The organism is Vicinamibacterales bacterium (assembly GCA_036504215.1).
Lineage (GTDB): Bacteria > Acidobacteriota > Vicinamibacteria > Vicinamibacterales > Fen-181 > FEN-299.
Map to the genome: position 1 here is coordinate 41,154 of DASXVO010000007.1, position 23,062 is coordinate 64,215.

Annotated in this window: 21 protein-coding genes; 9 read left to right on the top strand and 12 right to left on the bottom strand. The window is 68.0% G+C overall.

Annotation, left to right across the window (positions count from 1 at the left end; genetic code table 11):
• Nucleotides 1–13: 13 nt before the first annotated feature.
• Both VGK32_02190 and rsgA read right to left on the bottom strand, forming a co-directional pair.
• Nucleotides 14–325, bottom strand: a complete 312-nt coding sequence (locus tag VGK32_02190) for a PQQ-binding-like beta-propeller repeat protein (protein ID HEY3380544.1) — start codon at nt 323–325, stop codon at nt 14–16.
• A gap of 23 nt (nt 326–348) precedes the next feature.
• Nucleotides 349–1,419, bottom strand: a complete 1,071-nt coding sequence (rsgA, locus tag VGK32_02195) for a ribosome small subunit-dependent GTPase A (protein ID HEY3380545.1) — start codon at nt 1,417–1,419, stop codon at nt 349–351.
• Nucleotides 1,420–1,439: 20 nt separating this feature from the next.
• Between rsgA and VGK32_02200 the strand changes: the two genes are divergently transcribed.
• A complete protein-coding gene (locus VGK32_02200; GenBank protein ID HEY3380546.1) occupies nt 1,440–2,183 on the top strand; it encodes a DNA alkylation repair protein in 744 nt (247 codons plus the stop codon).
• Here VGK32_02200 and leuD read toward each other — a convergent pair.
• The 4 genes from leuD to VGK32_02220 form a co-directional block, all read right to left on the bottom strand.
• Nucleotides 2,095–2,706: a 3-isopropylmalate dehydratase small subunit gene (gene leuD / locus VGK32_02205; protein ID HEY3380547.1), complete on the bottom strand. Its 612-nt coding sequence runs from the start codon at nt 2,704–2,706 to the stop codon at nt 2,095–2,097. The two genes, VGK32_02200 and leuD, sit on opposite strands and share 89 nt — an antisense overlap.
• Nucleotides 2,703–4,106 carry a 3-isopropylmalate dehydratase large subunit gene (leuC, locus tag VGK32_02210; GenBank protein HEY3380548.1) on the bottom strand — a complete coding sequence of 468 codons (1,404 nt, stop codon included), beginning with the start codon at nt 4,104–4,106 and terminating at the stop codon, nt 2,703–2,705. The genes leuD and leuC overlap by 4 nt, the downstream gene beginning before the upstream one ends.
• Nucleotides 4,103–5,191 carry a 3-isopropylmalate dehydrogenase gene (gene leuB, locus VGK32_02215; protein ID HEY3380549.1) on the bottom strand — a complete coding sequence of 363 codons (1,089 nt, stop codon included), beginning with the start codon at nt 5,189–5,191 and terminating at the stop codon, nt 4,103–4,105. The genes leuC and leuB overlap by 4 nt, the downstream gene beginning before the upstream one ends.
• An 81-nt stretch (nt 5,192–5,272) precedes the next feature.
• Nucleotides 5,273–6,433: a 2-isopropylmalate synthase gene (locus tag VGK32_02220; GenBank protein HEY3380550.1), complete on the bottom strand. Its 1,161-nt coding sequence runs from the start codon at nt 6,431–6,433 to the stop codon at nt 5,273–5,275.
• A 169-nt stretch (nt 6,434–6,602) separates the two neighbouring features.
• Between VGK32_02220 and VGK32_02225 the strand changes: the two genes are divergently transcribed.
• Complete coding sequence (locus VGK32_02225; protein HEY3380551.1) at nt 6,603–7,484, top strand: LysR substrate-binding domain-containing protein; 882 nt, start codon at nt 6,603–6,605, stop codon at nt 7,482–7,484.
• Between the two features lie 27 nt (nt 7,485–7,511).
• Here the strand turns inward: VGK32_02225 and VGK32_02230 are convergent, their stop codons facing one another.
• Entirely contained in the window at nt 7,512–8,927 is a 1,416-nt protein-coding gene (locus VGK32_02230) for a HEAT repeat domain-containing protein (protein ID HEY3380552.1), read from the bottom strand.
• A 172-nt stretch (nt 8,928–9,099) separates the two neighbouring features.
• Between VGK32_02230 and VGK32_02235 the strand changes: the two genes are divergently transcribed.
• Both VGK32_02235 and VGK32_02240 read left to right on the top strand, forming a co-directional pair.
• The gene (locus VGK32_02235) at nt 9,100–10,818 is read left to right on the top strand and encodes an amidohydrolase (GenBank protein HEY3380553.1); all 1,719 of its coding nucleotides are present in this window, start codon (nt 9,100–9,102) and stop codon (nt 10,816–10,818) included.
• Nucleotides 10,819–10,923: 105 nt separating this feature from the next.
• Nucleotides 10,924–11,649, top strand: a complete 726-nt coding sequence (locus tag VGK32_02240; protein HEY3380554.1) for a helix-hairpin-helix domain-containing protein — start codon at nt 10,924–10,926, stop codon at nt 11,647–11,649.
• On the opposite strand, the gene truA is transcribed toward VGK32_02240, so the two are convergent.
• Both truA and epsC read right to left on the bottom strand, forming a co-directional pair.
• Nucleotides 11,579–12,442, bottom strand: a complete 864-nt coding sequence (gene truA, locus VGK32_02245; GenBank protein HEY3380555.1) for a tRNA pseudouridine(38-40) synthase TruA — start codon at nt 12,440–12,442, stop codon at nt 11,579–11,581. The genes VGK32_02240 and truA overlap by 71 nt on opposite strands.
• Before the next feature lie 32 nt (nt 12,443–12,474).
• On the bottom strand, nt 12,475–13,446 hold the full coding sequence (epsC, locus tag VGK32_02250) for a serine O-acetyltransferase EpsC (protein HEY3380556.1): 972 nt from the start codon (nt 13,444–13,446) through the stop codon (nt 12,475–12,477).
• Between the two features lie 142 nt (nt 13,447–13,588).
• Between epsC and VGK32_02255 the strand changes: the two genes are divergently transcribed.
• The 3 genes from VGK32_02255 (at nt 13,589) to VGK32_02265 (ending at nt 15,574) form a co-directional block, all read left to right on the top strand.
• The gene (locus VGK32_02255; protein ID HEY3380557.1) at nt 13,589–14,521 is read left to right on the top strand and encodes a proline dehydrogenase family protein; all 933 of its coding nucleotides are present in this window, start codon (nt 13,589–13,591) and stop codon (nt 14,519–14,521) included.
• A 157-nt stretch (nt 14,522–14,678) separates the two neighbouring features.
• Nucleotides 14,679–15,188 (top strand): plastocyanin/azurin family copper-binding protein, encoded by a 510-nt coding sequence (locus tag VGK32_02260; protein HEY3380558.1) that lies wholly within the window; start codon nt 14,679–14,681, stop codon nt 15,186–15,188.
• Complete coding sequence (locus VGK32_02265) at nt 15,185–15,574, top strand: hypothetical protein (GenBank protein HEY3380559.1); 390 nt, start codon at nt 15,185–15,187, stop codon at nt 15,572–15,574. Before VGK32_02260 ends, VGK32_02265 begins: the two co-directional genes overlap by 4 nt.
• Here the strand turns inward: VGK32_02265 and VGK32_02270 are convergent.
• The 3 genes from VGK32_02270 to VGK32_02280 form a co-directional block, all read right to left on the bottom strand.
• Nucleotides 15,498–16,691 carry a homoserine O-acetyltransferase gene (locus VGK32_02270; protein HEY3380560.1) on the bottom strand — a complete coding sequence of 398 codons (1,194 nt, stop codon included), beginning with the start codon at nt 16,689–16,691 and terminating at the stop codon, nt 15,498–15,500. The two genes, VGK32_02265 and VGK32_02270, sit on opposite strands and share 77 nt — an antisense overlap.
• A 61-nt stretch (nt 16,692–16,752) precedes the next feature.
• Nucleotides 16,753–18,099, bottom strand: a complete 1,347-nt coding sequence (locus tag VGK32_02275) for an O-acetylhomoserine aminocarboxypropyltransferase/cysteine synthase family protein (protein ID HEY3380561.1) — start codon at nt 18,097–18,099, stop codon at nt 16,753–16,755.
• A gap of 25 nt (nt 18,100–18,124) precedes the next feature.
• Complete coding sequence (locus tag VGK32_02280; GenBank protein HEY3380562.1) at nt 18,125–19,153, bottom strand: homoserine dehydrogenase; 1,029 nt, start codon at nt 19,151–19,153, stop codon at nt 18,125–18,127.
• A gap of 565 nt (nt 19,154–19,718) precedes the next feature.
• Between VGK32_02280 and VGK32_02285 the strand changes: the two genes are divergently transcribed.
• Nucleotides 19,719–20,702 (top strand): DUF362 domain-containing protein, encoded by a 984-nt coding sequence (locus VGK32_02285; protein HEY3380563.1) that lies wholly within the window; start codon nt 19,719–19,721, stop codon nt 20,700–20,702.
• Nucleotides 20,703–20,733: 31 nt separating this feature from the next.
• The gene (locus VGK32_02290) at nt 20,734–22,935 is read left to right on the top strand and encodes a DUF5916 domain-containing protein (GenBank protein HEY3380564.1); all 2,202 of its coding nucleotides are present in this window, start codon (nt 20,734–20,736) and stop codon (nt 22,933–22,935) included.
• Nucleotides 22,936–23,062 lie beyond the last annotated feature (127 nt).

Consider the following 23,062-nt stretch of genomic DNA (forward strand, 5'->3'; position numbering starts at 1 on the left):
CGTGACCCTGGGCCTACGAACTGGCCGAGGCCGCCGCGGCGGCCCGCTGACGCCGCTCGGCTTCTGACGCGGTCGCCGCGTTGCCGCCGGCAATCGAGAGCAGGCCCCAGCCAAGGCCCTTCAACTCGTTCTCCCACCGGATCGACCCGGTCGAGGCGTCCAGGCAGTAGAGCTGTCCCCTCGCCGCCGCAAACACCTCGCGGCCGTCGATGGTCACGTTGACGAAATCGCTGCCCTTCAGCTTCGTTCGCCACACTTCTTGCCCGGTTGCCCGGTCGAGCGCCAGCGCGTGCCCTGCAATGCCGATGAAGACCAGATCTCGCACGATGATGACCTCCAGTGTAGGAGCTACGATCGTTTCGGCACGATTGTTCTGATCGCCTTGTGGATGGTCTTCCACTTCCGCTTCGTCGCGAGTTGCGCCAGTCGGTCCTGCTTCTCGACGAGGAACTCGGCCTCGCCCCGGAGCTTCAGGTAGTTCTCGAACCGCTCCGCGACCAGCCGGCCGTCGGCCGTCGCCGCGCGCACAGCGCAGCGGGGTTCGGTGAGGTGGCGGCAGTTCCCGAACCGACACTCTGCGGCGAGTGCCTCAATGTCTCCAAACGTGGTGGCGAGCGATGATCCGACTTCCCAAAGCTGGATCTCCCGGAGGCCGGGCGTGTCGATGACCATCCCGCCTTCTGGAAGGAGGATGAGCTCACGATTTGTTGTGGTATGCCGGCCGCGCGAGCGGTAGGTACTGACCGTCGCTGTGCGCTGGACGTTTCTGCCGACCAACCGGTTGATCAACGTCGACTTGCCGACGCCGGACGAACCGAGCAGCGCGACCGTCTGCCCCGGCGCCAGGTACTGCCGGATGACATCCACACCCTCTCCCGACTTCGCGCTCGTCGCGTGCACCGGACTGCCGCCAGCCACGGCCTCGACCTCGCGCACGCGGGCCTCGACCTCAGCGCAGAGATCGGCCTTGGTGAGCAGGACGACCGGCTGCGCGCCGCTCTCGCCGGCGGTGAGGAGATATCGTTCGATCCGGCGGAGGTTGAAGTCGTCGTCGAGGCCGGCGGTGAGGAACACGGTGTCGATATTGGCGGCCACCACCTGCTCGCGCGTGGTGTCGCCGGCGACCTTCCGCGAGAAACGGGTCCGGCGTGGGAGGATGGAGGTGATCGTCGCGCGGAGTTCGCCCGGCCGCTGGCGCAGCGCCACCCAGTCACCGACCGCGGGGTACTCGACCGATGCCGTGGCATTGTGACGCATGCGTCCGGTCACGCGCGCCAGCGTCTCGCCCTGCGCTGTGAGCACGCGATAGATGTGCTGGTGCTCGAGCGACACGCGGGCCGGGATGAGATCTGGCTCGTCGAGCTCGTCGAGTGCCTGCGCGAACTGATCGGTCCACCCGAGGGCGTCAAGCGTCCACATGGATTATCATCCCGTCCATTATGAACCGGGCACGAGCGACAGCGGAACGGATCGTGAGGGAACTGGAAGCGCTGGGCAACCCGGCAAACGTCGAGGGCATGGCTCGCTACGGCATTCGGTCAGCCCGCGCATTCGGGGTGCCGGCACCGACGCTCCGGGCGAAAGCCAAGTCGATCGGCCGCGATCACGAGCTGGCGCTGGCGCTGTGGGAGACGGGCGTGCTGGAGGCGCGGGCGATGGCGTGTCTCGTCGCGGACCCGGCCCGGGTCACCCGCCTCCTGATGGATCAGTGGGCCCGGCGGTTCGACTCGTGGGCCGTCTGCGACTGCGCCTGCTCGATCCTGTTCGACAAGACGCCGTTCGCGGTCGAGAAGATCCAGCACTGGACGGCCAGGAAGGCCGAGTACGTCAAGCGCGCCGGCTTCGTGCTGATGGCCGCGCTCGCCGTACACGACAAGCGCGCGCCGGACGCGCTCTTCCTCGGATTCCTCCCGCTCATCGAGCGCGAGGCAGACGACGGCCGGAACATGGTGAAGAAGGGGGTGAACTGGGCGCTGCGCCAGATCGGGAAACGGAACCTGGCGCTCCACGCGGCAGCCGTGGCGTCCTGTCGGCGTCTCCGCGCGCGGCCTGCGGCTTCGGCCCGCTGGATTGGCGGCGACGCGCTGCGCGAGCTCACCAGCGAGCCGACGCTGGCACGGATTCGTACCTCGCGATGGCCGCTTCCTGCTGCAGGACGTATCCGATCTCGTCGACCCCGCTGATCAGGCAGTCGCGCGCGAACGCGTCGATGGCGAACGGAATCTCGCTCCCGTCGGGTGCCGTCACGATCTGTCGGACGAGGTCCACACCGATCGGAGCGCCGGGTGCGCGCTCGACATGGGTCAGCACCGACGCGTGCGCGTCCGCCGGAAGCGCGATCGGCAGCAGCCCGTTCTTGAGGGCGTTCTGACGGAATATGTCGGCGAAGGATGCGGCGACCACCGCGCGGAACCCGAAATCGAGCAGGGCCCATGGCGCATGCTCGCGGGAGCTGCCGCACCCGAAATTCTGGCCGGCGACCAGGACGACCGCGCCGGCCGCGGCCGGCTGATTGAGGAGGAACTCCGGGCGCGGGGTGCCGTCCGCCTCGAACCGCCAGTCGGCGAACAGCGACCGGCCGAGGCCGGTACGTGTGGTCGTCTTCAGGAAGCGGGCCGGGATGATCTGGTCGGTGTCGACATTGTCCCGCGGCAACGCGACGGCTGGCCCGGCGAGCCGGGTGATCGGCTCACGCGCCGGGCTCACGACAGCCTCCTCGGGTCGGTCACGACGCCGGTGACAGCGGCCGCCGCCGCGGTGGCCGGACTGGCGAGCAGCGTGCGCCCTCCGGGGCCCTGCCGCCCTTCGAAGTTCCGGTTGCTTGTCGAGACCGCCAGTTGACCGGGCTCGAGCTGGTCACCGTTCATCGCGATGCACATCGAGCAACCGGGCTCGCGCCACTCCGCCCCAGCTTCCGTGAAGATGCGGTCCAGTCCCTCGGCCTCCGCGGCACGCTTGACCTGACGCGACCCTGGCACCACCATCGCCCTGACGCCCGCCGCCACCCGGCGACCGCGGAAGATCGCGGCCGCATCCCGCAGATCCGAGAGCCGGCCGTTCGTGCAGCTTCCGATGAACACGACGTCGACAGGCTGACCGAGTAGCGGGCGGCCCGCCTCGACCTTCATGTAGGCCAGAGCCTGCTCGAGTGCCCGGCGTTCGCCCGCGTCGCCGAGCGACGCGGGCGCGGGCACCGCTTCGTCCAGCGCCACTGCCATCCCGGGATTCGTACCGAAGGTGATCATCGGCGCGAGCCCGGTGGCGTCGAGTGATACCTCACGGTCGAAGGTGGCCCCGTCGTCGGAGGGCAACCGCCTCCAACGCGCGGTCGCCTCTTCCCACTCCGCGTCGAGCGGCGAGCACGGCCGGCCGGCCAGGTAGTCAATCGTCGTGTCGTCGGGCGCGACCAGCCCCGCGCGGGCGCCGGCCTCGATCGACATGTTGCAGAGCGTCATCCGCTGTTCCATCGAGAGCGTGCGGATGGCCTCGCCCGCATATTCGATCACATGGCCGGTGCCTCCCCCCACGCCAACCGTCGAGACGATCGCGAGGATCAGGTCCTTGGCCGACACGCCGCCCGGCAGGCGTCCGCTCACGGCGATTCGCAACCGCCGCGGCCGGCGCTGGAGCAGGCACTGGCTGGCGAGCACCATTTCGACTTCGCTCGTCCCGATGCCGAACGCCAGCGCTCCAAACGCGCCGTGGGTCGCGGTGTGGCTGTCGCCGCACACGATGGTCATCCCCGGCTGCGTGAGACCGAGCTCGGGACCGATCACGTGCACGATGCCCTGGTGGGGGTGCCCGCGGTCGGCACACGGGACGCGGAACTCCTCGCAGTTCGACTGCAACTGGGCGATCTGTCGCGCCGCGACGGCGTCGGTGATCGGCATGTCGATCGGCGTGGTCGGCAGGCTGTGATCGACCGTGGCGAACGAGAGGTCGGGGCGACGAACGCCGATACCCCTGGCGCGCAGTCCTTCGAACGCTTGCGGTGAGGTCACCTCGTGCACCAGGTGCAGGTCGATGTAGATCAACGACGGCGCGCCGACCGGCTCGGAGACGACGTGCGCATCCCAGATCTTGTCGATGATCGTTCGGGGCGTCATCTCCGGATCCTGTCCACGACCGCCTGGCCAACCTCCTCGGTCGTCGCGGCATGCCCGGACCGCTTCAGGTCCGCCGTGACCACGCCGGCCGCGACGACTTCGTCGATGGCGCGGCTGATCGCCGCCGCCTCGGCCGCGAGCCCGAACGTGTAGTCGAGCATCGCCGAGGCCGAGCCAATCGCCCCGAGCGGGTTCGCGATGCCCATGCCCGCGATGTCCGGTGCCGATCCGTGCACTGGCTCGTAGAGGCCCGTGCGGCGCCCCGACGCCCGCCGATCACCGATCGACGCCGATGCGAGCATGCCAATCGATCCGCTCAGCACCGCCGCCTCGTCGCTGAGGATGTCACCGAACAGGTTCTCGGTGAGCACGACGTCGAAGCGGCGCGGGTTGACGACGAGCTGCATGGCACAGTTGTCCACCAGCAGGTGGTCGAGCGCAATGTCCGGAAAGTCGCGGGCGACGTCGGTGACGACCCGGCGCCAGAGCTGGGAATTCTCGAGAACGTTCGACTTGTCCACGCTGGTCACGCGCCGCCGCCGGCCGCGCGCCAGCTCGAAGGCCACGCGGGCGACCCGGTCGATCTCGGCGCGCGTGTACGAGAGCGTGTTGGTCGCGCGCTCGCCGGGGCCGCTGCCCGTCACGCCGCGCGGCGTGCCGTAGTACAGGCCGGACGTCAGCTCGCGCACGATGAGCAGATCGGTGCCTTCGACGATCGAGTTCTTGAGCGGCGAGGCGTCGAGAAGGGCGGGCCAGGCGCGCGACGGGCGCAGGTTGGCGAACGTCTTCAGCGCCTGGCGGAGTTGCAGCAGGCCGCGCTCGGGCCGGCGCTCGGGGGGCAGATCGTCGAACCGGGGAGCGCCGACGGCGCCGAGCAGGACCGCGTCGGTCTCCTCCGCCAGCCGAAGCGTGGCGGCCGGGAGGGGATCTCCGGCCTGCGCAATCGCCGCTCCGCCGATCAACCCGTCGAGCGCCTCGACCGAGTGTCCGAACACGCGAGCCACGCGCCGCACGACGGCCATCGCCTGCGCCGTGACCTCCGGGCCGATCCCATCCCCGGGGAGAACCAGAATACGTAGATCCATATCGACTCGATCAGGGCCCCGTCCGTGTGATCGCCGTCCCAGAGCCTGGTGCCCAGCGCCGGGAGTCGAGCTCGTCCACCGTCAGCTCGCGGCCTCCAGCTGGAACCCGGACGCGATCCTGGCGATCTCGTCGTCGGTCACACCCTTCTTGCGGTCGGCGAGCGCGATGAACTGAGCATACACGCCATCGACCTGCTCGGGCTTGAGCGGAACCCCGAGATCCTCGCAGCGCTGGCGCAGCGCGTGCCGGCCGCTGTGCTTGCCGAGGATCAGCTTGCTCTCGGGCACACCGACCGTGGCGGGCTCGATGATCTCGTACGTTGTCCGCTCCTTGAGGAACCCGTCCTGGTGGATGCCCGCCTCGTGGGCGAACGCATTGCGGCCGACGATCGACTTGTTCGGCTGCGGCCCGAAGGCAATCAGGCTGCTCAGGAGCTGGCTGGCGGGGAACAGGTGCTCGGTCGTGATGTCGGTGTGGTATCCGAGCCGATCCCGCCGCGTCCGGAGGATCATCACGATCTCCTCGAGCGCGCAGTTGCCGGCCCGTTCGCCAATGCCGTTGACCGTGCACTCCACCTGCCGCGCGCCCGCCTGCACCGCGGCCAGCGAGTTGGCAACCGCCAGGCCGAGGTCGTTGTGGCAGTGGACGCTGACGACTGCCCGGCCCTGCAGGTCATCGGCGATCGCCGCGATCATCGGGCCGAACTCATCGGGTGTGCAGTAGCCAACGGTGTCGGGGATGTTGACCGTGCTGGCGCCGGCTTCGACGACCGCGCGCACAACCTGCCGCAGGTACGCGGGGTCCGTTCGCGTGGCATCCTCCGCGGAGAATTCGACGTCCTCCACGTAACGCCGGGCGAGGCGGACGCCTTCGACCGCCTCGTCGAGCACCTGTTGGCGCGTCTTTCTCAGCTTGAACTTCAGGTGGATGTCGCTCGTGGCGATGAACGTGTGGATGCGCGGCCGGTTCGCGCCCTCGAGGGCGGCCGCAGCGCGCACGATGTCGGCGCGGCAGGCGCGGGCGAGCGCGGCAACCGTCGGCCCCGGGGCGTCGCGGGCGATGACGCCGACGGCCTCGAAGTCGCCGTCGGAGGCGATCGGAAAGCCCGCCTCGATGATGTCCACACCCAGGTCGACGAGCTTGGCCGCCATCCGCCGCTTCTCGCGAACCGTCATGCTGCAGCCGGGCGACTGCTCGCCGTCGCGCAGCGTGGTGTCGAAGATCAGGACGCGTTCAGCCATCGGTGTCCCTCCAGGAGTCGAGGGTCACTATCACCGCTGCAGGTGAATTTGACAAATTTATAGTTGTGGCGCGATGTATCAGTTGGCATAATGCCATAACTCACACTGATGGTTGGTGCGTCGTCGGCGATCGAGGGCTGCGCCCCCCTCGCCGTGTGTCGAAGGAGACGTGACCGTGGAATGGTATGCGCTGCAGGTGTTCCAGGCGGTGGCGACGGAGAAGAGCTTTTCGCGTGCGGCGGAGAAGCTGTACCGCACGCAGCCGGCCATCTCCCTCGGGATTCAGCGGCTCGAAGCCGAATTGGGCGAGCGGCTGATCGATCGGGCAGGCAAGGATCTGCTGCTGACCGACGCCGGGCAGATCGTCTTCGACTACGCCCGCAGGTTCGACAACCTGCGCGCGGAGATGGACAACGCCCTCGCCGAGCTGCGCGACAACTCGGCGGGGCGGCTGACCATCGGTGCCAACGAGTCCACCACGCTCTATCTGCTGCCGCACATCGCGGCGTATCGACGCTCGTATCCGCGCGTCCACGTGCAGGTGCGCCGCAGCCTGTCGAGCAAGATCCCGTCGCAGCTCGTCGAGGGCGACTTGGAACTCGGGGTCATCAGCTACGATCCGCAGGACCCGCGCCTGGTCGTCACGACGATCTACATCGATCATCTGGCGTTCATCGTCTCGCCGCAGCACCGGCTCGCATCCCGGAAGTCGGTCTCGATTCGCGAGCTCGGGATGGAGATCTTCATCGCCCACAACGTCGTCTCCCCGTATCGGAACCTGGTGCTGCGCGCGTTCCAGCGCCACAAGGTACCGCTCAACATGGACGTGGAGATGCCGACCGTCGAGACGATCCGGAAGCTGGTGCAGGACAACGAGGGTGTGGCGTTCCTGCCGAAGATGTGCGTCGAACAGGAGATCGAGCGAGGGGCGTTGCGCGAGGTGATCGTCAAGGAGATGAAGATCGCGCGCGAGATCCGGCTGATCTACCCTGCCAAGCGGGGCCTCAGCCACGCGGCGAAGGCGTTTCTCGACCTGATCAAGAAGGGATAGCCGGCAGCGCCCGGCGCTGGCTCTCCGTCAAGCCGATCGGACGCGGAGTTCCGCGAGCGCGGTCTGGCGGAGTTCCTCGTTGTCCACCCGCTCGCTGCTGCTCGGGACCTGGCCGGGTTCGAGCAGCAGGACGTCGGCGATACCGCCGAGCGCGGTCAGGGTCCCGGTCGGCAGCTTCTTCGCCACCGCAGTCAGCAACGTGTGCAGGCCGTCTGCAGCCAGTCTCACGCCGTCCAGTTCGGCGCGCGTGGCCACGACGCGCAACTCGGTGGAGCCGTGGCGCGTCAACCGGCCGACCGACAGCCGCCTGAGGAGGGCGCCGGCCAGCGCCTCTTCACCGATGCGGGCGATCGCCTGCCGGCACGCGGAGCGAACCTGTGCGGCGCGGTCACGGAGCCCTTCCACCAGCACGCCGGCAGCGTCGGGCCCCGTGGCGGCCAGGCACTCCACGGCGGCATCGCGGACCGCCGCTTCGGGATCCCGCAGCAGCGCGGCCACGGAAGCCGCGGCCCGCTCGTCGTGTAGCGCCGTCAGCGCCGCGAGCGCGCCGCGCCTGTGGGCCGCATCGCGATCGGAGAGCGCGGCCACGAGGGCGTCCACCGCCGCCGACCCTTCAGCGGCCGCCTCGTCGAACCGGCCGTGCAGCACGGCGTGCACGATGCGCTCGGAGGCGTCGGCGGGAGACCAATCGAAGGACTTGAGCGCGGTGGTGACGGCCGCCTTCTGATCGCGGTCGCCCGCCGGCAGCGCCGCCAGGAGCGCGGCGACGGCCTCCGGGCTTGCGATCCGCGCGAGGCCCTGGACGGCCACTTCGCGCACACTGCGGTCGCGGTCCCCAAGCGCCGCTCGCAGCGCGTCGACGGCCGCGGCGTCGCGAATCGCCCCCAACGACTCCGCCGCACCGCGCCGAGTGGTCGGATCCTTGTGGGCGAGTGCGCTCCGAAGCCCGGGAACGGCTTCGACGCGGCCCGCGCGCGCCAGGGCGGCGGCCGCCGCCTGGCGCACGCTCGAGCGGTCGTCTTCGAGCGCCGACACGAGCGCCGTGGCTGCAGCCACGCCGCCAATGGCACCGAGCGCGTCGATCGCACCCTCCCGAACCTTCGCGTGCCTGTCCGTGAGCAGCGTGACCAGCGCGGTGACGGCGCCTGGCCCGGTCCGGCCCAACGCCCGGATCGCGGCGGCGCGCACGGCCGCCGCGCCCGCGCTCTCGCGAATCTGGTCGGCTCCCTGGATGAGCCGCGCGAGCGGCATCACCGTCTCTGGACTGGCGATTGCGCCGAGCGCTTCTGCGGCGCCTTCCCGCACGGTCCACTCCGGATCCTGTGTCAACGGCTCGAGTGTCGCGATTGCGGCGTTCTTGCCGGCCACGCCGAGCGACAGCGCCGCCCGGCGACGGGTGGCCGCATCGCGTGATTTCAGCTGGAACGAGGTAAACAAGCCCACGGCACGTCCTTTCGACGAGCGACGATCATATCAACACTGCGCCCGCCGGCACGCCGGTCTGCTCTCGTGTCCGTGTTCTCTCCTTGTTCTCTGCCTGCTCTGTGCAACCCGCGATCCGTCCACTTGCAGTAGAATCGGCCGTCGGCGAGATGCCCAGCAAGGAGAAGTGCACATGCGTGGTTCTGTCGCTGGTTCGTGGTTCCTGCTCGCGTGCCTGGTGTCGTTCACCGCAGCCGGGTGCGGTCCTCGCGTCGATCCGGCCGACATGGTCCTGACCAACGGGCGCCTCGCCACGGTCGATCCGTCGAGGGCGACGGCCGAGGCCATCGCCATCCGCGGCGACAGGATCGAAGCCGTCGGTACGATTGCCGAGATGAAGGCCTATATCGGCCCGAAGACCGAGGTGATCGATCTTGCCGGTCGGTTTGCCATGCCCGGGTTCATCGAATCGCACGCCCACTTCACCGGCGTGGGCGCCGCCAAGATGCAACTGGAGCTGATGAAGACGCGAAGCTGGGAGGAAATCGCCGCGCTGGTGGCTGACGCCGCGAAGACGGCGCGGCCGGGAGAGTGGATTCTCGGCCGAGGCTGGCATCAGGAGAAGTGGACGCACGCGCCCGCCGGAGCGGTCGAGGGCTTCCCCACGCACGAACTGCTCAGCCAGGCGGCGCCGAACAACCCGGTGCTCCTCACCCATGCCAGCGGTCACGCCACGATTGCCAATGCCAAGGCGATGGAACTGGCAGGGATCACGAAGCAGACACCGAACCCGCCCGGTGGCGAGATCATCAAGGACGCGAAGGCCAATCCGATCGGCGTGTTCCGCGAGACGGCCTCGGGCCTGGTCCACAAGGCGCTGAACGATGCGCGCGCCCGCCGCACCCCGGAGCAGGTGAATGCCGATGCCGACCGCGAGGTCGAGTTGGCGGCGCGCGAGTTCCTGTCCAAGGGCATCACTTCGGTCCACGACGCCGGCACGTCGTTCGCCACGGTGGATCGGTACAAGCGATTTGCCGACGCCGGGAAACTGGGCGTCCGGCTGTACGTGATGCTCGGCGAGGACAACGCCGACCTGGCGCAGAATCTGGCGAAGTACCGGATGATCGGCGCGGCGAACGGCCACCTCACCGTCCGGTCGATCAAGCGCCTGATGGACGGCGCGCTCGGTTCGCGGGGCGCGTGGCTGCTCGAGCCGTACGCCGATCTCCCCGGCAAGACCGGCCTGAACACCGAGTCGCCGGACGTGATGAAGGAGACGGCGCGGCTGGCCATCGAGAACGGATACCAGTTGTGCACCCATGCGATCGGTGATCGTGCCAACCGCGAGACGCTGAATGTCTACGAGCAGGCCTTCAAGGCGCATCCCGACCAGAAGGACCTGCGGTGGCGCGTCGAGCACGCACAGCACATCAACGCGGCCGACATCCCGCGCTTCGGGCAGTTGGGCGTGATCGCGTCGATGCAGGGCATCCACTGCACGTCCGACGCGCCGTATGTCCTCGCCCGGCTCGGACGCCAGCGCGCGGACGAAGGCGCGTACGTCTGGCAGAAGCTGATGAAGTCCGGCGCGGTGGTGGCAAACGGGACCGACGCGCCGGTCGAGGAAGTCGATCCGCTGCCCGGCTACTACGCGCTCGTCACCCGGCGCCAGAAGAACGGCGAGGTGTTCTACGGCGACCAGCGCATGACCCGCGAGGACGCCCTCCGGGCCTACACGCTGAACGGCGCCTTCGCGGCCTTCGAGGAGAAGACGAAGGGCTCCCTGACGCCCGGCAAGGTCGCCGACATCACCGTGCTATCGGCCGACATCACCACGGTGCCCGAGGATCAGATCCAGAGAGCGGAGGTGCTCTACACGATCGTCGGGGGGAAGGTGGCGTACAAGAAATAGGCTCTGGGTTCCAGGCGCCGGGTGACCGGCGCGAGGACGCGTGCCGGCGCTTGACACCACCACGGTGCTGCGCCACGATGAGCTGTTTCCGAACAGGAGGACCCCATGAAGCTGTGGACGAACCGTCTTGGCTGGTCGGTGTGCCTGATCCTCGCGGTCGTGTGCGCGGCGACGCCGGCGTTGGCGCAGGGGACGACAGCTGGCCGAACGAAGCTGAACGTCAATACGGCGACGGCGGCGGAACTCCAGACGCTGCCGACCGTCGATGCCGCGATGGCAGCGAAGATCATGGCAGGACGGCCCTACGGGTCCGTCTCGGACATGTCGAAGGCCGGGATCCCGGTCTCGACGCTCTCGGCGATCCGGCCGCTCGTGACATTCGGCGTCGCGAAGTCGGCGAAGGCGCCGGCGGCGCCGGCCGTCGAGGCCAAGGCCCCCGATGCGGCCGCAGCCAAGGCCGCTGAAGGTGCGGTGGCCAAGCCAGCCGAGTCCGCCACGCCCGCCACGCCTCCCGCCGCTGTGAAAGCGCCGGCCAAGTCCTCGAAGAGCAGCAAGACCGGCGGCACGGCCATGGACAAGGCCAACCGCGCGCTCGAGCGCGGCGGCGTGGCTGAGGCGCGAGGCGACGAGGCCATGGCAAAGAGCGGCCAGATGCCGAAGCGCGAACCGCCGGTCAAGGGCATGGTCTGGGTCAACACGGCGAGCGGGATCTTCTACACGGAGGGCGATTCCCGCTACGGCACCACGCACGAAGGCACGTTCATGACCGAGGCGGACGCGGTGAAGGCCGGCTACCGGATGGCGAAGACGAACATGGGGAAGAAGAAGTAGCGGACCGTGCAGCCGGCGCCAGCGGCGTAATGGCGCCGAGCGGCGCCACAGGCGGTTCTCCCGGGTACACCACGCGTTCGAGGAACAGGCCCGAGGCCGGCGCGGTCACGCGCGCCGGCACCGGCGACCGGCGCTCGAAGAACCCTTCGATGTCGGCCAGCGTCAATTGTCTGCGCCCAACCTCGACCAGCACCCCGACGATCCGCCTCACCATCTTCCACACGAAGTGCGACCCGGTGACCCGCACGAGGAGGAGGTCACCGTCCTCCTTGACCTCGATCCCCTCGAGTTGGACGAGCGTGGAGATCTCGTCGGGGTCGCTGTCGGTGAACGACTGGAAGTCGCGCATCCCGACAAACAGGCGCGACGCCTGCCGTATCGCCTCGACGTCGAGATCCTCTTTCACCCACCAGACGAACGGTTTCGCGAACGCCGTCCGCCGACGTGCGATCTGGTAGACGTAACTCCGCGAGACCGCGTCGTGGCGGGCGTGGAAGCGGTGGGGCACCGGCGCCACGGCGAGGACGTTGATGTCCGCCGGGAGCATGTCGTTGATCTGTCGTCGCAGCTGTTCAGGCGCCACCGGGCGGGGCACGTCGAGATGCGCCACCTGCGCGATCGCATGGACGCCGGCATCGGTCCGACCCGATCCCTGCAACTCCACGGCAGCGCCACCCGCCGCCTCGCGCGCGGATCGCAGCAACTCGCCCTGGACGGTCCGAGCGTTCTTCTGCACCTGCCAGCCGCTGTAGCGCGTGCCGGCGTACTCGATGGTCAGGCGATAGCGGGGCATGGGTGCTGGCTGCCGGTCCGCGGGTCCGGAGCCTATATCCCTCCTCCCTCGGAGTAGAGCACCTGCTTCACCTCCACCTGGCTGATCCGGCTCCCTGGCGGCACCGAGTGCGTGAGCCACACGTTGCCGCCAATCTGTGAACCGGCGCCCACCGTGATCCGGCCGAGCACCGTGGCCCCACTGTAGATGATCACATCGTCCCCGACGATCGGGTGCCGCGGCACGCCCTTGACCGGATGGCCGTGTTCGTCGAGCGGGAAGCTGCGCGCACCGAGCGTCACTCCCTGATAGAGGCGCACGCGCTCGCCGATGACGCACGTCTCGCCGACGACCACGCCGGTGCCGTGGTCGATGAAGAAGTGAGAGCCGATCTGTGCGCCCGGATGGATGTCGATGCCGGTCATGCCGTGCGCCTGCTCGCTGATGATCCGGGGCAGCAGCGGGACCTCGAGCCGATAGAGTTCGTGCGCCAGGCGATGGCACGTCAGCGCGAGGATGCCGGGATAGCAGAGGATGGTCTCTACGGGGCTCGTCGCTGCCGGGTCGCCCTCGTACGCCGCCTGCACATCCGTCGCCAGCAACCGCCGTACCGCCGGCAGCCGATCGAAGAACTCGCGCGACACGCCCCGAGCGCGCTCCTCGCAGTCCATGCACCGCCCTGGATCGCGTTCCCGACAAGCGAAACAGAACGCCCGCCGCACCTGTTCGGCGGTCGTCCGGAACAGGCGGTCGAGCGTCGCGCCGACGTGGAATCGCAGCGCCTCCGCGCTCAGCTCCGACGTGGTGCCGACGTAACCTGGGAAGAGCGCGGCGCGGAAGTCGTCGATCGTCCGCGCCATCGTCTCGCGCGAGGGCAGGTGCGGATGGCAGCCCTCGGACTCCGGCCGCACCAAGCCGTCCTCGGTCGCACACAGAGCCTGGACGATGGCGGACAGGGCTGGCCCGGAGACCGGCGTCCGCTGCGGGTCCTCGCCGGACGCTCGTGGCCAGTGAGGCGTGTTCATGGCTGGTCCTCCAGGGCTGCGATCTGTTCCCTCGTTCGAGCATAGCAGGTCGCGTGGTGGGGACGAAGCGCGGTATCGCGCGGAGTGGGCTGAGCTACAATGGGCAACTGGGTCACCTGAACCGAATCGCGAGGTCACGCCGATGGCGATCATGAGAAGCGTCCTGCTGGCTGGCGCCGAAAGCGTCTGGCTGCGCGAGAAGGCGATGCGCTACCGGTTCGTCCGCCGGTCGGTGTCGCGCTTCATGCCGGGCGAGACGATGAACGAGGCGCTCGAGGCGTGCGACAGGCAGCAGCGTGAACGGGGGACCGCGACGATTCTCACGCACCTCGGCGAGAACCTGACCAGCCTCGCGGAAGCCGAGGCCGTCACCGCGCACTACCTGCAGGTGATGGACCGGATCATCGCCGCCGGCCTGAACGTGCAGGTGTCGGTCAAGCTGACCCAGCTCGGCCTCGATCTCGGCCTCGATGCGTGCTATGAGAACCTCGCGGCGCTCGTGACGCGCGCCGAGTCGCGCGGCAACTTCATCTGGATCGACATGGAGAGCACGAAATACGTCGATCCCACGCTCTCCTTGTTCCGTCGCGCACGGCAGCGCTGGTCGCGGGTCGGGATCTGCCTGCAGGCCTATCTGCGGCGGACCGAGGCCGACCTCGACGCGCTTCTTCCGCTGGCGCCCGCCGTCCGACTGGTGAAGGGGGCGTATCGCGAGCCGCCGGACCTGGTGTTCCCCGCCAAGGCCGACGTGGACGAGAACTACTTCCGACTGGCCGATCGCATGCTGCGGCCCGAACTGCCGTCGGGCACCTTCCTCGGCATCGGCACCCACGACGAGCGGCTCGTGCGGCGGCTGCGTGCGGCGATCGAGTCCCGCGGCCTCGCGCCTGCGTCATGCGAGTTCGAGATGTTGTACGGGATCCAGCGGCCCCTGCAGGCGCGGCTCACGCGCGAAGGCGCGCCGCTGCGCGTGCTGATCAGCTACGGCGAATTCTGGTTCCCGTGGTACATGCGCCGGCTGGCCGAGCGACCGGCCAACGTCCTGTTCGTCGCCAAGAGCCTGCTGGCCGGATAGAGCCGGCCGCCTCTTCTGCTATCCTGGTCATTGGGACTACTCACAACCGAACCGCAGCGTGGACCTGCCACCGAGAACGGCGTGCGGGCCTTCACGCGTGCCGAAGCCCCGCGCGAGAGTGTGGCGCAAGCCCGAGCGGCTTGCGCGGAGATATTGCATGCCTAACGTCTGTCTGCTCGTCGTGCTCCTCTTGGCGTCGCCTTCGCTTGTGCTGGCCGCGCCGCGGACCATCACGGTGAGTCCGGGCAAGCCCCTTCGCGCGTCGGTCGGCGGCAGCGGGGCAGTGGCGCGCATCGTCACCCTGACGGTTGGTGACAACATGAAGTTCGACCCGGCGACGATCACCGCAAAGCCCGGAGAGCCGTTGAAGGTGGTGCTGAAGGACGTGGGCCAGATGCCGAAGACCGCGTTGGGGCACAACTTCGTGCTGCTGAAGAAGGGGGCCGATCCGAAAGGGTTCGTCGACAAGTCGGCGGGCGCACGCGGTACGGATTTCATCGCGCCTGCCGTGAAGGATGAGGTGCTGGCGAGCACGAACCTCGTCGGGCCGGGGGAGACCGCGGAGGTGTCGTTCGTGGCGCCGACACGCCCCGGCGAGTACACTTACCTATGCTCGTTCCCAGGTCACTTCGCCATGGGCATGAAGGGAACGCTCACGGTGAAGTGACACTACGGCGCCTTCGGAGCTTCGTGGCCGTCCTGGCGGGGTACATCGTATTCGCCCTTCCGGCGGCCGCGTTGTTTCCGCTGCCTCAGGCCGGCCAGCACGCGTCGCAGCCACGCCCGTTTTCGAGCTTCGACATGGGCTACGGGGCGGTGCTGGCGGTGGCCGCGGGCTACCTGGCGGCACTGCTTGCCGGCCGACGCCCGCTGGCCCATGCGCGCATCGTGAGCATGATCATCGGCGCCGTCGCCCTGGCGTCGCTCGTCATCCGGCTCGGTCACGGATCGGTGTGGACCGAATTGACCGCGATCCTCATCTTTGCGCCGTTGTCGCTGGCTGGAGGCTGGCTGCGCGATCAGCAGGAACAGGCGCGCCGACGGGACACGTAGTGCCCGCGAGGAACCGCCGCACGAGAGGTTCCTGCTGGGCATGCTCGAGCAGGAAGGCATCGTGGCCGTAGTCGCTCGGAAGGCATCGATACTCGACCGGCCGGCCGGTCGCCTCCAGTGCTGCCGCCACGCGCTCGAGTTGATACGGCGGGTACAGCCAGTCGGATGAGAACGCCAGCAGGAGGTAGCGAGCCCGGCTGCCGGCCAGCGCTTCCTCGAGCGACCCGTGGCCTTCCGACAGGTCGAAGTAGTCGATCGCCTTCGTGACGTAGAGCAGTGAATTCGCGTCGAAGCGCTGGACGAAGCTCGCGCCCTGGTGCTCCAGGTAGTGTTCCACCTCGAACTCCGGCCGACCGAGGGAATACGCCAGGCCATTGCGGGCTCGGCGTCCGAACTTCCGCTCCATGCCGACGTCCGACAGATAGGTGATGTGGCCCACCATGCGGGCCACCGAGAGACCCGCCTCGGGCCCGGCCCCGGGTTCGTAGCGTCCACCTTGCCAGGCGGGGTCCGCCATCACCGCGCGGCGCGCGACCTCGTTGAACGCAATCTGTTGAGGCGAGTGCCGGTCGGTTGCCGCAAGGGTGATGACGCGCTGTACCCAATCAGGGTACAAGCGGGCCCACGCGAGAGCCTGCATCCCGCCCATCGATCCCCCGGCTACCGCCGCGAGCGATCGGACTCCGATCCGTTCCAGCAGCCGGTGCTGGACGCGAACCATGTCCCAAATCGTGACCATCGGGAAGTCAGGTCCAAACGGGCGCGCCGTCTCGGGGTTGACCGACGAGGGGCCAGTCGTGCCGTAGCAGCTGCCGAGGACACTCGAACTGATCACACAATAGCGGCGGGTGTCGAAGGCCCTTCCGGGGCCAATCATCACGTCCCACCACCCAGGTCTGGCCGCGCCCTCGTGCCACCCCGCGGCGTGAGCGCCGCCGGAGAGCGCGTGGCAGACGAGGATGATGTTCGAGCGGTCGCGGTTGGGCGTCCCGTACTGCTCCCACGCGACCGTGATCGGACCGAGCCGCCGCCCGCAGTCGAGCGGCAGCCCCTCCTGACACACCGTCGTGTGCTCTGTCGTGACCAGGCCTATTCCCGCCGCATCGTGCGCGTTCATCTCTCCATCCCTCCCCAGGTCTGCGCGTGCCCCCGGCGTCCCTGGCAGTTCATCCGACTGCCTACCCCACGAGCAACAACGGCCTCCGATCGGCCGTCGCCTTCTGCGACGCCGTGATGGCCTGATCGAGGTCGTCGAGGATGTCGGCGATGTCCTCGGTGCCGATCGACAGGCGCACGAAGTCGTCGGTCACGCCGGTTGAGGCGCGTTCCTCGGCCGACAGTTGCTGATGCGTGGTGGACGCCGGGTGGATGATCAGGCTCTTGGCGTCGCCAATGTTCGCGAGATGGCTGAACAGCTTCACCGAGTCGATCAGTTTCACGCCCGCCTCGAGACCACCGCGGATGCCGAAGCCGATGATGGCGCCCGCCCCGTTCGGCAAGTACCGCCTCGCGCGCTCGTAGTCGGGGTGATCGGGCAGCAGGGGATAGCTGACCCAGGACACGTGCCGGTTGCCCTTCAGCCACTCGGCGACCGCAAGCGCGTTGCGGCAGTGCGCCTTGATTCGGAGCGGGAGCGTTTCAAGTCCCTGGATGAACTGGAACGCATTGAACGGCGAGAGGCAGGGGCCGAGGTCGCGGAGCAATTGCACGCGAGCCTTGATGATGTAGGCCGCGCCGCGGAGCACCGCGCGATCGTGCAGGCCGAACGCGTCCCAGAACACCAGACCGTGATAGGAGGGGTCGGGTGCCGTGAATTCCGGGAACTTGCCGTTTGCCCAATCGAACCGGCCGGAATCGACGATGGCGCCACCAATCGAGGTTCCGTGGCCGCCGATGAACTTGGTCAGGGAATAGACGACGATGTCGGCGCCGTGATCGAAGGGCCGGAAGATCATCGGGGACACGGTATTGTCCACGATGAATGGAACGGCGTGGTCGTGGGCGATCTTCGCGATCGCCTCGAAGTCGTCGACGTTGTTCTTCGGGTTGCCGATCGACTCGGTGTAGACGAGCCGCGTCCTGCCGTCGATGGCTCGGGCGAAGGCCGACGCGTCCGACGAATCGACGAAGCGCGTCTCGATCCCGAGTCTCGCGAATGTGTGCTTGAACAGGTTGTAAGTGCCGCCGTAGAGCGCGCTCGTCGAGACGATGTTGTCGCCGGCGCGGGCGATGTTCAGGACGGCAACCGTGATCGCCGCCTGGCCAGACGACACCGCGAGGGCACCCACTCCGCCGTCGAGTCTTGCCAGCCGCTCCTCGAGCACAGCGGTCGTGGGGTTCGTGATTCGCGTGTAGATGTTCCCGAACTCCTTCAGCGCGAACAGGCTGGCGGCCTGCTCCGCCGATTCGAACACGTACGACGTCGTCTGGTAGATCGGAACCGCACGCGCATGGCTGGCCGCATCCGGCGTGTGGCCCGCGTGGATCGCGAGGGTCGAAGGGCGATAGCTGGTGGTGTCGGACATGATTCAGTGTTCCTTTCTCCGGTGTCTATTGAACCTGCGGCCAGGCGGGCACGCCGGCCGTATGCCGTGAACGGTCGCTCTGAAGGACGTTGAGGAACGATGAGGTCGAGCGGGCGCGCGCGATGGCGAGCAAATCGGAGACGACCGCGACGGCCGTGGGATCGCCGCCGGCTCCCTGGCCGGAGAACGCCGTCTCGCCGCCCAGTTCTCCGGTGACGACCACGACGTTCTGGCAGCCCTGCGCGCGGGCGACGGGGCTGTCGAGGGGGACGACGACAGGACCCACCGAGGCGCGTACGTGCGGGCGTGCGCCATCGATGCGCTCGGCACGCGAGACCTGGCGAATCGTCCGGCCGGCAGTGCGTGCGCGGGCCAGGTCGTCGGGGGTGATGTTGGCGATCGACGCGCAATCGATCGCTTGCGGTCGGACGCGGATCTTGAAGCCGACGGCGCAGAGGATGGCCAGCTTGGCACAAGCGTCCACACCGTCCACATCCGCGCGCGGGTCCGCTTCGGCGTACCCGCGCGCCTGCGCCTCGGCGAGGGCATCTGCGAACGACAGGCCCGCCCCGTCCATCCGGCTGAGGATGTAGTTGCACGTGCCGTTGAGCACCGCTTCGATCTTCACCAGGCGGTCGCCGGCGAGGCCATCCTGCACGGCGCGGATGACCGGCACCCCACCGGCCACGGCCCCTTCGAACCGCAGTTGTTGGCGATAGCGCGCTGCGAGGCCGAGCAGTTCCGGCCCGCGTTCCGCCACCAGTTGCTTGTTGGCGGTGACCACGGACTTGCCGGCCCGGATGGCCTTTTCCGCCCAGGTGCAGGCCTCGACAACGCCGCCCACCAGTTCGACAACGACGTCGATGTCGCGGTCCAGGAGGGCGTCAAATCGATCCGTCCACTCGACAGAGGATGCCAACCAGCCGGGTCGCGCACGGCCGTGCCTGGTACAGACGCGTACCAGGCGGAGTCGATGACGGTGTTCGCGGGTGAGCAACCGCGCGACGGCGCTGCCGACCGTTCCGAATCCAATCAATCCAACCCTGGTTGTCATGGCCGTGCTCCTCGTCATCCGCCCCGCATGTCGCCCAGAAAGCAAAAAGGCCGTCGCCCGCGTGTGCTGCGGATGACGGCCCCTTTGTGCTGCTTTGGTTGTGGCCCGGCTACATCATCCGCCTGCACGCCTCCGCATGGACATCGCGGCCATGCTCCGCATGCGCATCGCCATACCCATCGACACCACGGCGCTCACGGCGGTCAGCCGGGCGCTCGAAGACGATGAGTCGAAGATGAAAAGGGTCACTGGAAACGATCCGTGCGCACAAAACAAAACCCGCCGCTGGTTGTCCAGGTCGGCGGGTTCCGGTGTCGTTCGGCTGTTGGTTGGTTCTAGCTGCCGATCGCACACACCCCGCCGACACGCATGCCCATCGACATGGGCATTCGCATCGACATGGTGGTGGTGCGCGGCAACATTGGAGGCAGTATACATGGGGGATCGGGAAAAGTGCAAGGTGCTGGGTGCGAAGTGCCAGGTGCGATACTCTCGCGTATGATTGACCCGGCGACTCGATCACCGGGAGCGCCTGGACGTGCGAAGAGGCGTGGAGGAGTAGGCGATGACATCGAACGACTCAGGGATCACACGACGTCGACTTCTGACGGGCATCCTCGGGACGGCCGCCGCAGCGACGCTGGCGGGTTCGCGTGTCCAGGCGGCGCCGGCCGGCAAGATCCGAGTGGTTCGCGTCGAATCACCGAGGGTGTGGAACGGCGACAGGCGCGATCCGAAGGTCGTCGCAGCCATGCTCGAGCGCGGCATCACCGCGTTCACGGGCCAGAAGCGGGCCGACGATGCCTGGCGGCAGTACTTCAAGCCGGGCATGCGCGTGGGCCTCAAGATCAACCTGCTCGGACGCCCGCTCGTCTACACGGCGCGTGAGTTGACCGAGGCGGTGGCGGCGGGGGCGCTCTCGGCGGGCGTGAAGCCGTCGGACATCGTCGTGTGGGATCGTCACGCGGACCATTTCGGCCCGACCGACTACAAGCCGGGCACGGGACGGCTCGGCGAGCGCATCCAGACGGGCGGCCGCTACGACCAGACGAAGGTGCTGAAGGCGTCGGGAGGCCACGCGCCGCTCGACACGACGGTTGCCGAGACCGACGTCACCATCAACCTGCCCGTTCTGAAGGACCATGGCGGAGCGGGCGTGACGCTCGCGCTCAAGAACATCGCGTTCGGCTGCTACAGTCATCACCGGTCGGCGCATGGCGGCAACTGCGACCCGTACATCGCGGAGGCGTACGAACACTACCTCACGCAGACCAAGGTGCCGCTGATCGTCCTCGACGCGACGAACGGCTGCTTCGACGACGGCCCGCAGCCGCGGAATCCGGATGGGATCTGGCGGGAGAATGCGATCTACATCGCGGCCGACCCGGTGGCGCTCGATGTCGTCTGCCGGCAGGTGATCCTCGACAAGCGCCGCGCGGCCGGGCTGAGCGACAAACTGCGTCAGAGCCGGCACATCGAAACCGCCGCCGAGAAGCGCCTGGGCGTTGGCGACCCGGGGAAGATCGAGCTCGTGACGATGAGGGTCTGAGGCTGCGGTTCCGGTGCGCCACGTTCCTGTCATGACGTCTCGTCGATTCACACCGTGCCGGGGGGCCGCGAGCGGCCTCCTGGCGATCCTCGTCGTCCTCGGCGGGGCCACCGCTGCGCGGGGGGCGGATACGGTCCACCCGCTGCGTGCCTCGACGCCGCCCATCATCGACGGCCGGCTGGACGAGGTCCTCTGGCAGAACGCGCCGAGCGCGTCCAATTTCAAGACCTGGCTCCCGGACTACGGCGCCGACCTCTCCGAACGCACGATCGTCTACTACGCCTACGACGCGGAGAACCTCTACTTCGCCATCCGCGCCTTCGACCGCGAGCCGTCGAGGATCAAGGCATCGATGGCCAGCCGCGACAACACCCGTCAGGACGACTGGATCTGCATCAACCTCGACTCGTTCAACGATCAGCAGGCGCTCTACAGTTTCTACGTGAACCCGCTCGGCATCCAGTCCGACAGCCGGTTTGCCGCGAACAAGGAGGACCTCGGCTTCGATGCCGTCTGGTACAGCGCTGGTCGAATCGACGAGCAAGGGTACACCGTCGAGGTTCGCATCCCGTTCAAGAGCATCCGCTATACCCGCAAGAACCCGGTCACGATGGGAGTCATCGTCGAACGCATGATCAGCCGGAAGTCCGAGGACGGGACGGTTCCCGGGCTGGACCCGAGGATGGGGATGAACTTCGTCATCCAGACGCAGCCGATCGAGTTTGCGGACATCAGGCACTACACGCTGCTCGAGGTGTTGCCTGCGGCCACCTACAGCCGCCAGCACGCCGCACAGGCGGGCCAGTTGCGGCAGACGTCGTCAGGGGCGGACGTCGGCGTGACGGCCAAATTCGGCATCACCGCGGAGTTGACGGTTGACGGCACCTACAACCCTGACTTCAGTCAGGTGGAGGCGGACGCTGGCCAGATCGACGTCAACCTGCGAGCGCCGCTGTACTTCCCTGAGAAGCGTCCGTTCTTTCTCGAGGGCCAGGATGTCTTCAATCTCGGCGGGCCGGCGCAGACCGGGCCGCTGCAGGCGGTGGTCCACACGAGGACGATAGGGGACCCGTTGACCGGCGTGAAACTCAGCGGCAAGGTGAGCCGCCGCGACACGCTGTCCGTTCTCTACGCCGCCGACGAACTGGCGGCGACCGGAGGGTCCCCTCGACGCCCGGGTGCGGAACCCGATTACGCCCACGTGACGGTGCTCCGCTACAAGCACGCGCTGAACCAGGACGCCTACCTGGGCGGGTTCGTGACCGACCGCGAGCAAGGGTCGGCGTTCAACCGCGTGGCGGGTGGCGACGGCACGATTCGGCTGAGCGATTCGGCGGCGCTCGGGTTCTACGCCCTGGGGTCGGCCACCGGAGTCGACAACGAGCCCAGCGCCGCGGCCGGGCGCGCGGTCGGCGTGGAGTATTTCCGCGACACGCGGAACCTCGCGCTCACGTTCGGAGGAAACGACATCTCGCGTGAGTTCGCCACCGAGACCGGCTACCTGACGCGCAACGGCGTGACCAGCGTCCGTGCCATTGTCGGACCAAAGTTCTATCCCAGCCGAGGGATCGTGCGGCGCATCGAGACGTCGTTGACGACCGAGCAGACGCGCGACGCGTTCAGTGGCATCTGGGAGACGTTCAATCAGGCGTCCGCCACCGTACGCTTCCGCGGGGCCATCTCGTGGCAATCGGCCTACCACCTGTCGAGCGAAGTGTTCTCGGGAAAGAAGTTCGGCACGTCTGGATTCTCGACGACCGTGTCGGCGCAAGTGACCAAGCGGGTGCGGCTGAGCGGGAGCGTGGCCGGACGCGACGCCATCTACTACTCGACCGAGCCGTTCGGCGGGCATACCGTGCAGGCTGTCGCGGCCGTCGTCTACCAGCCGTCGGAACAATGGTACCAGCAGGTGTCGGTCACCTACGCCAACTTCGATCGCGCCTCGGGTGGCGAGCGGCTGTACGACTACGCGATCGCGCGCAGCAAGACCAGCTTCCAACTGAATCGCTTCCTGTTCTTCCGTGCGATTCTCGAGTACAACTCGTTCCGCCGGCAGTTGCTCACCGACTTTCTCGCGTCGTTCACCTACATCCCGGGAACCGTGCTCTTCGCCGGTTACGGGTCGCTCTACGAGCGGACCAGGTGGGACGGTCTCGAGAACGTGCGCGTCCAGTCGTTGCGCGAGGTTCGCCGCGGCCTGTTCCTCAAGGCATCGTACAACTGGCGCCTGTAGATCGAGGCGTCGTCGCGCCTCTCGCGCAACCGGCCACGGGCGCGACGCTCCTTCGGAAAGCCACTCGACGGACCGCCAAGGGCACGTGGACTGCACGAACACGACCGACTGGCGGTCGTCCGAACCG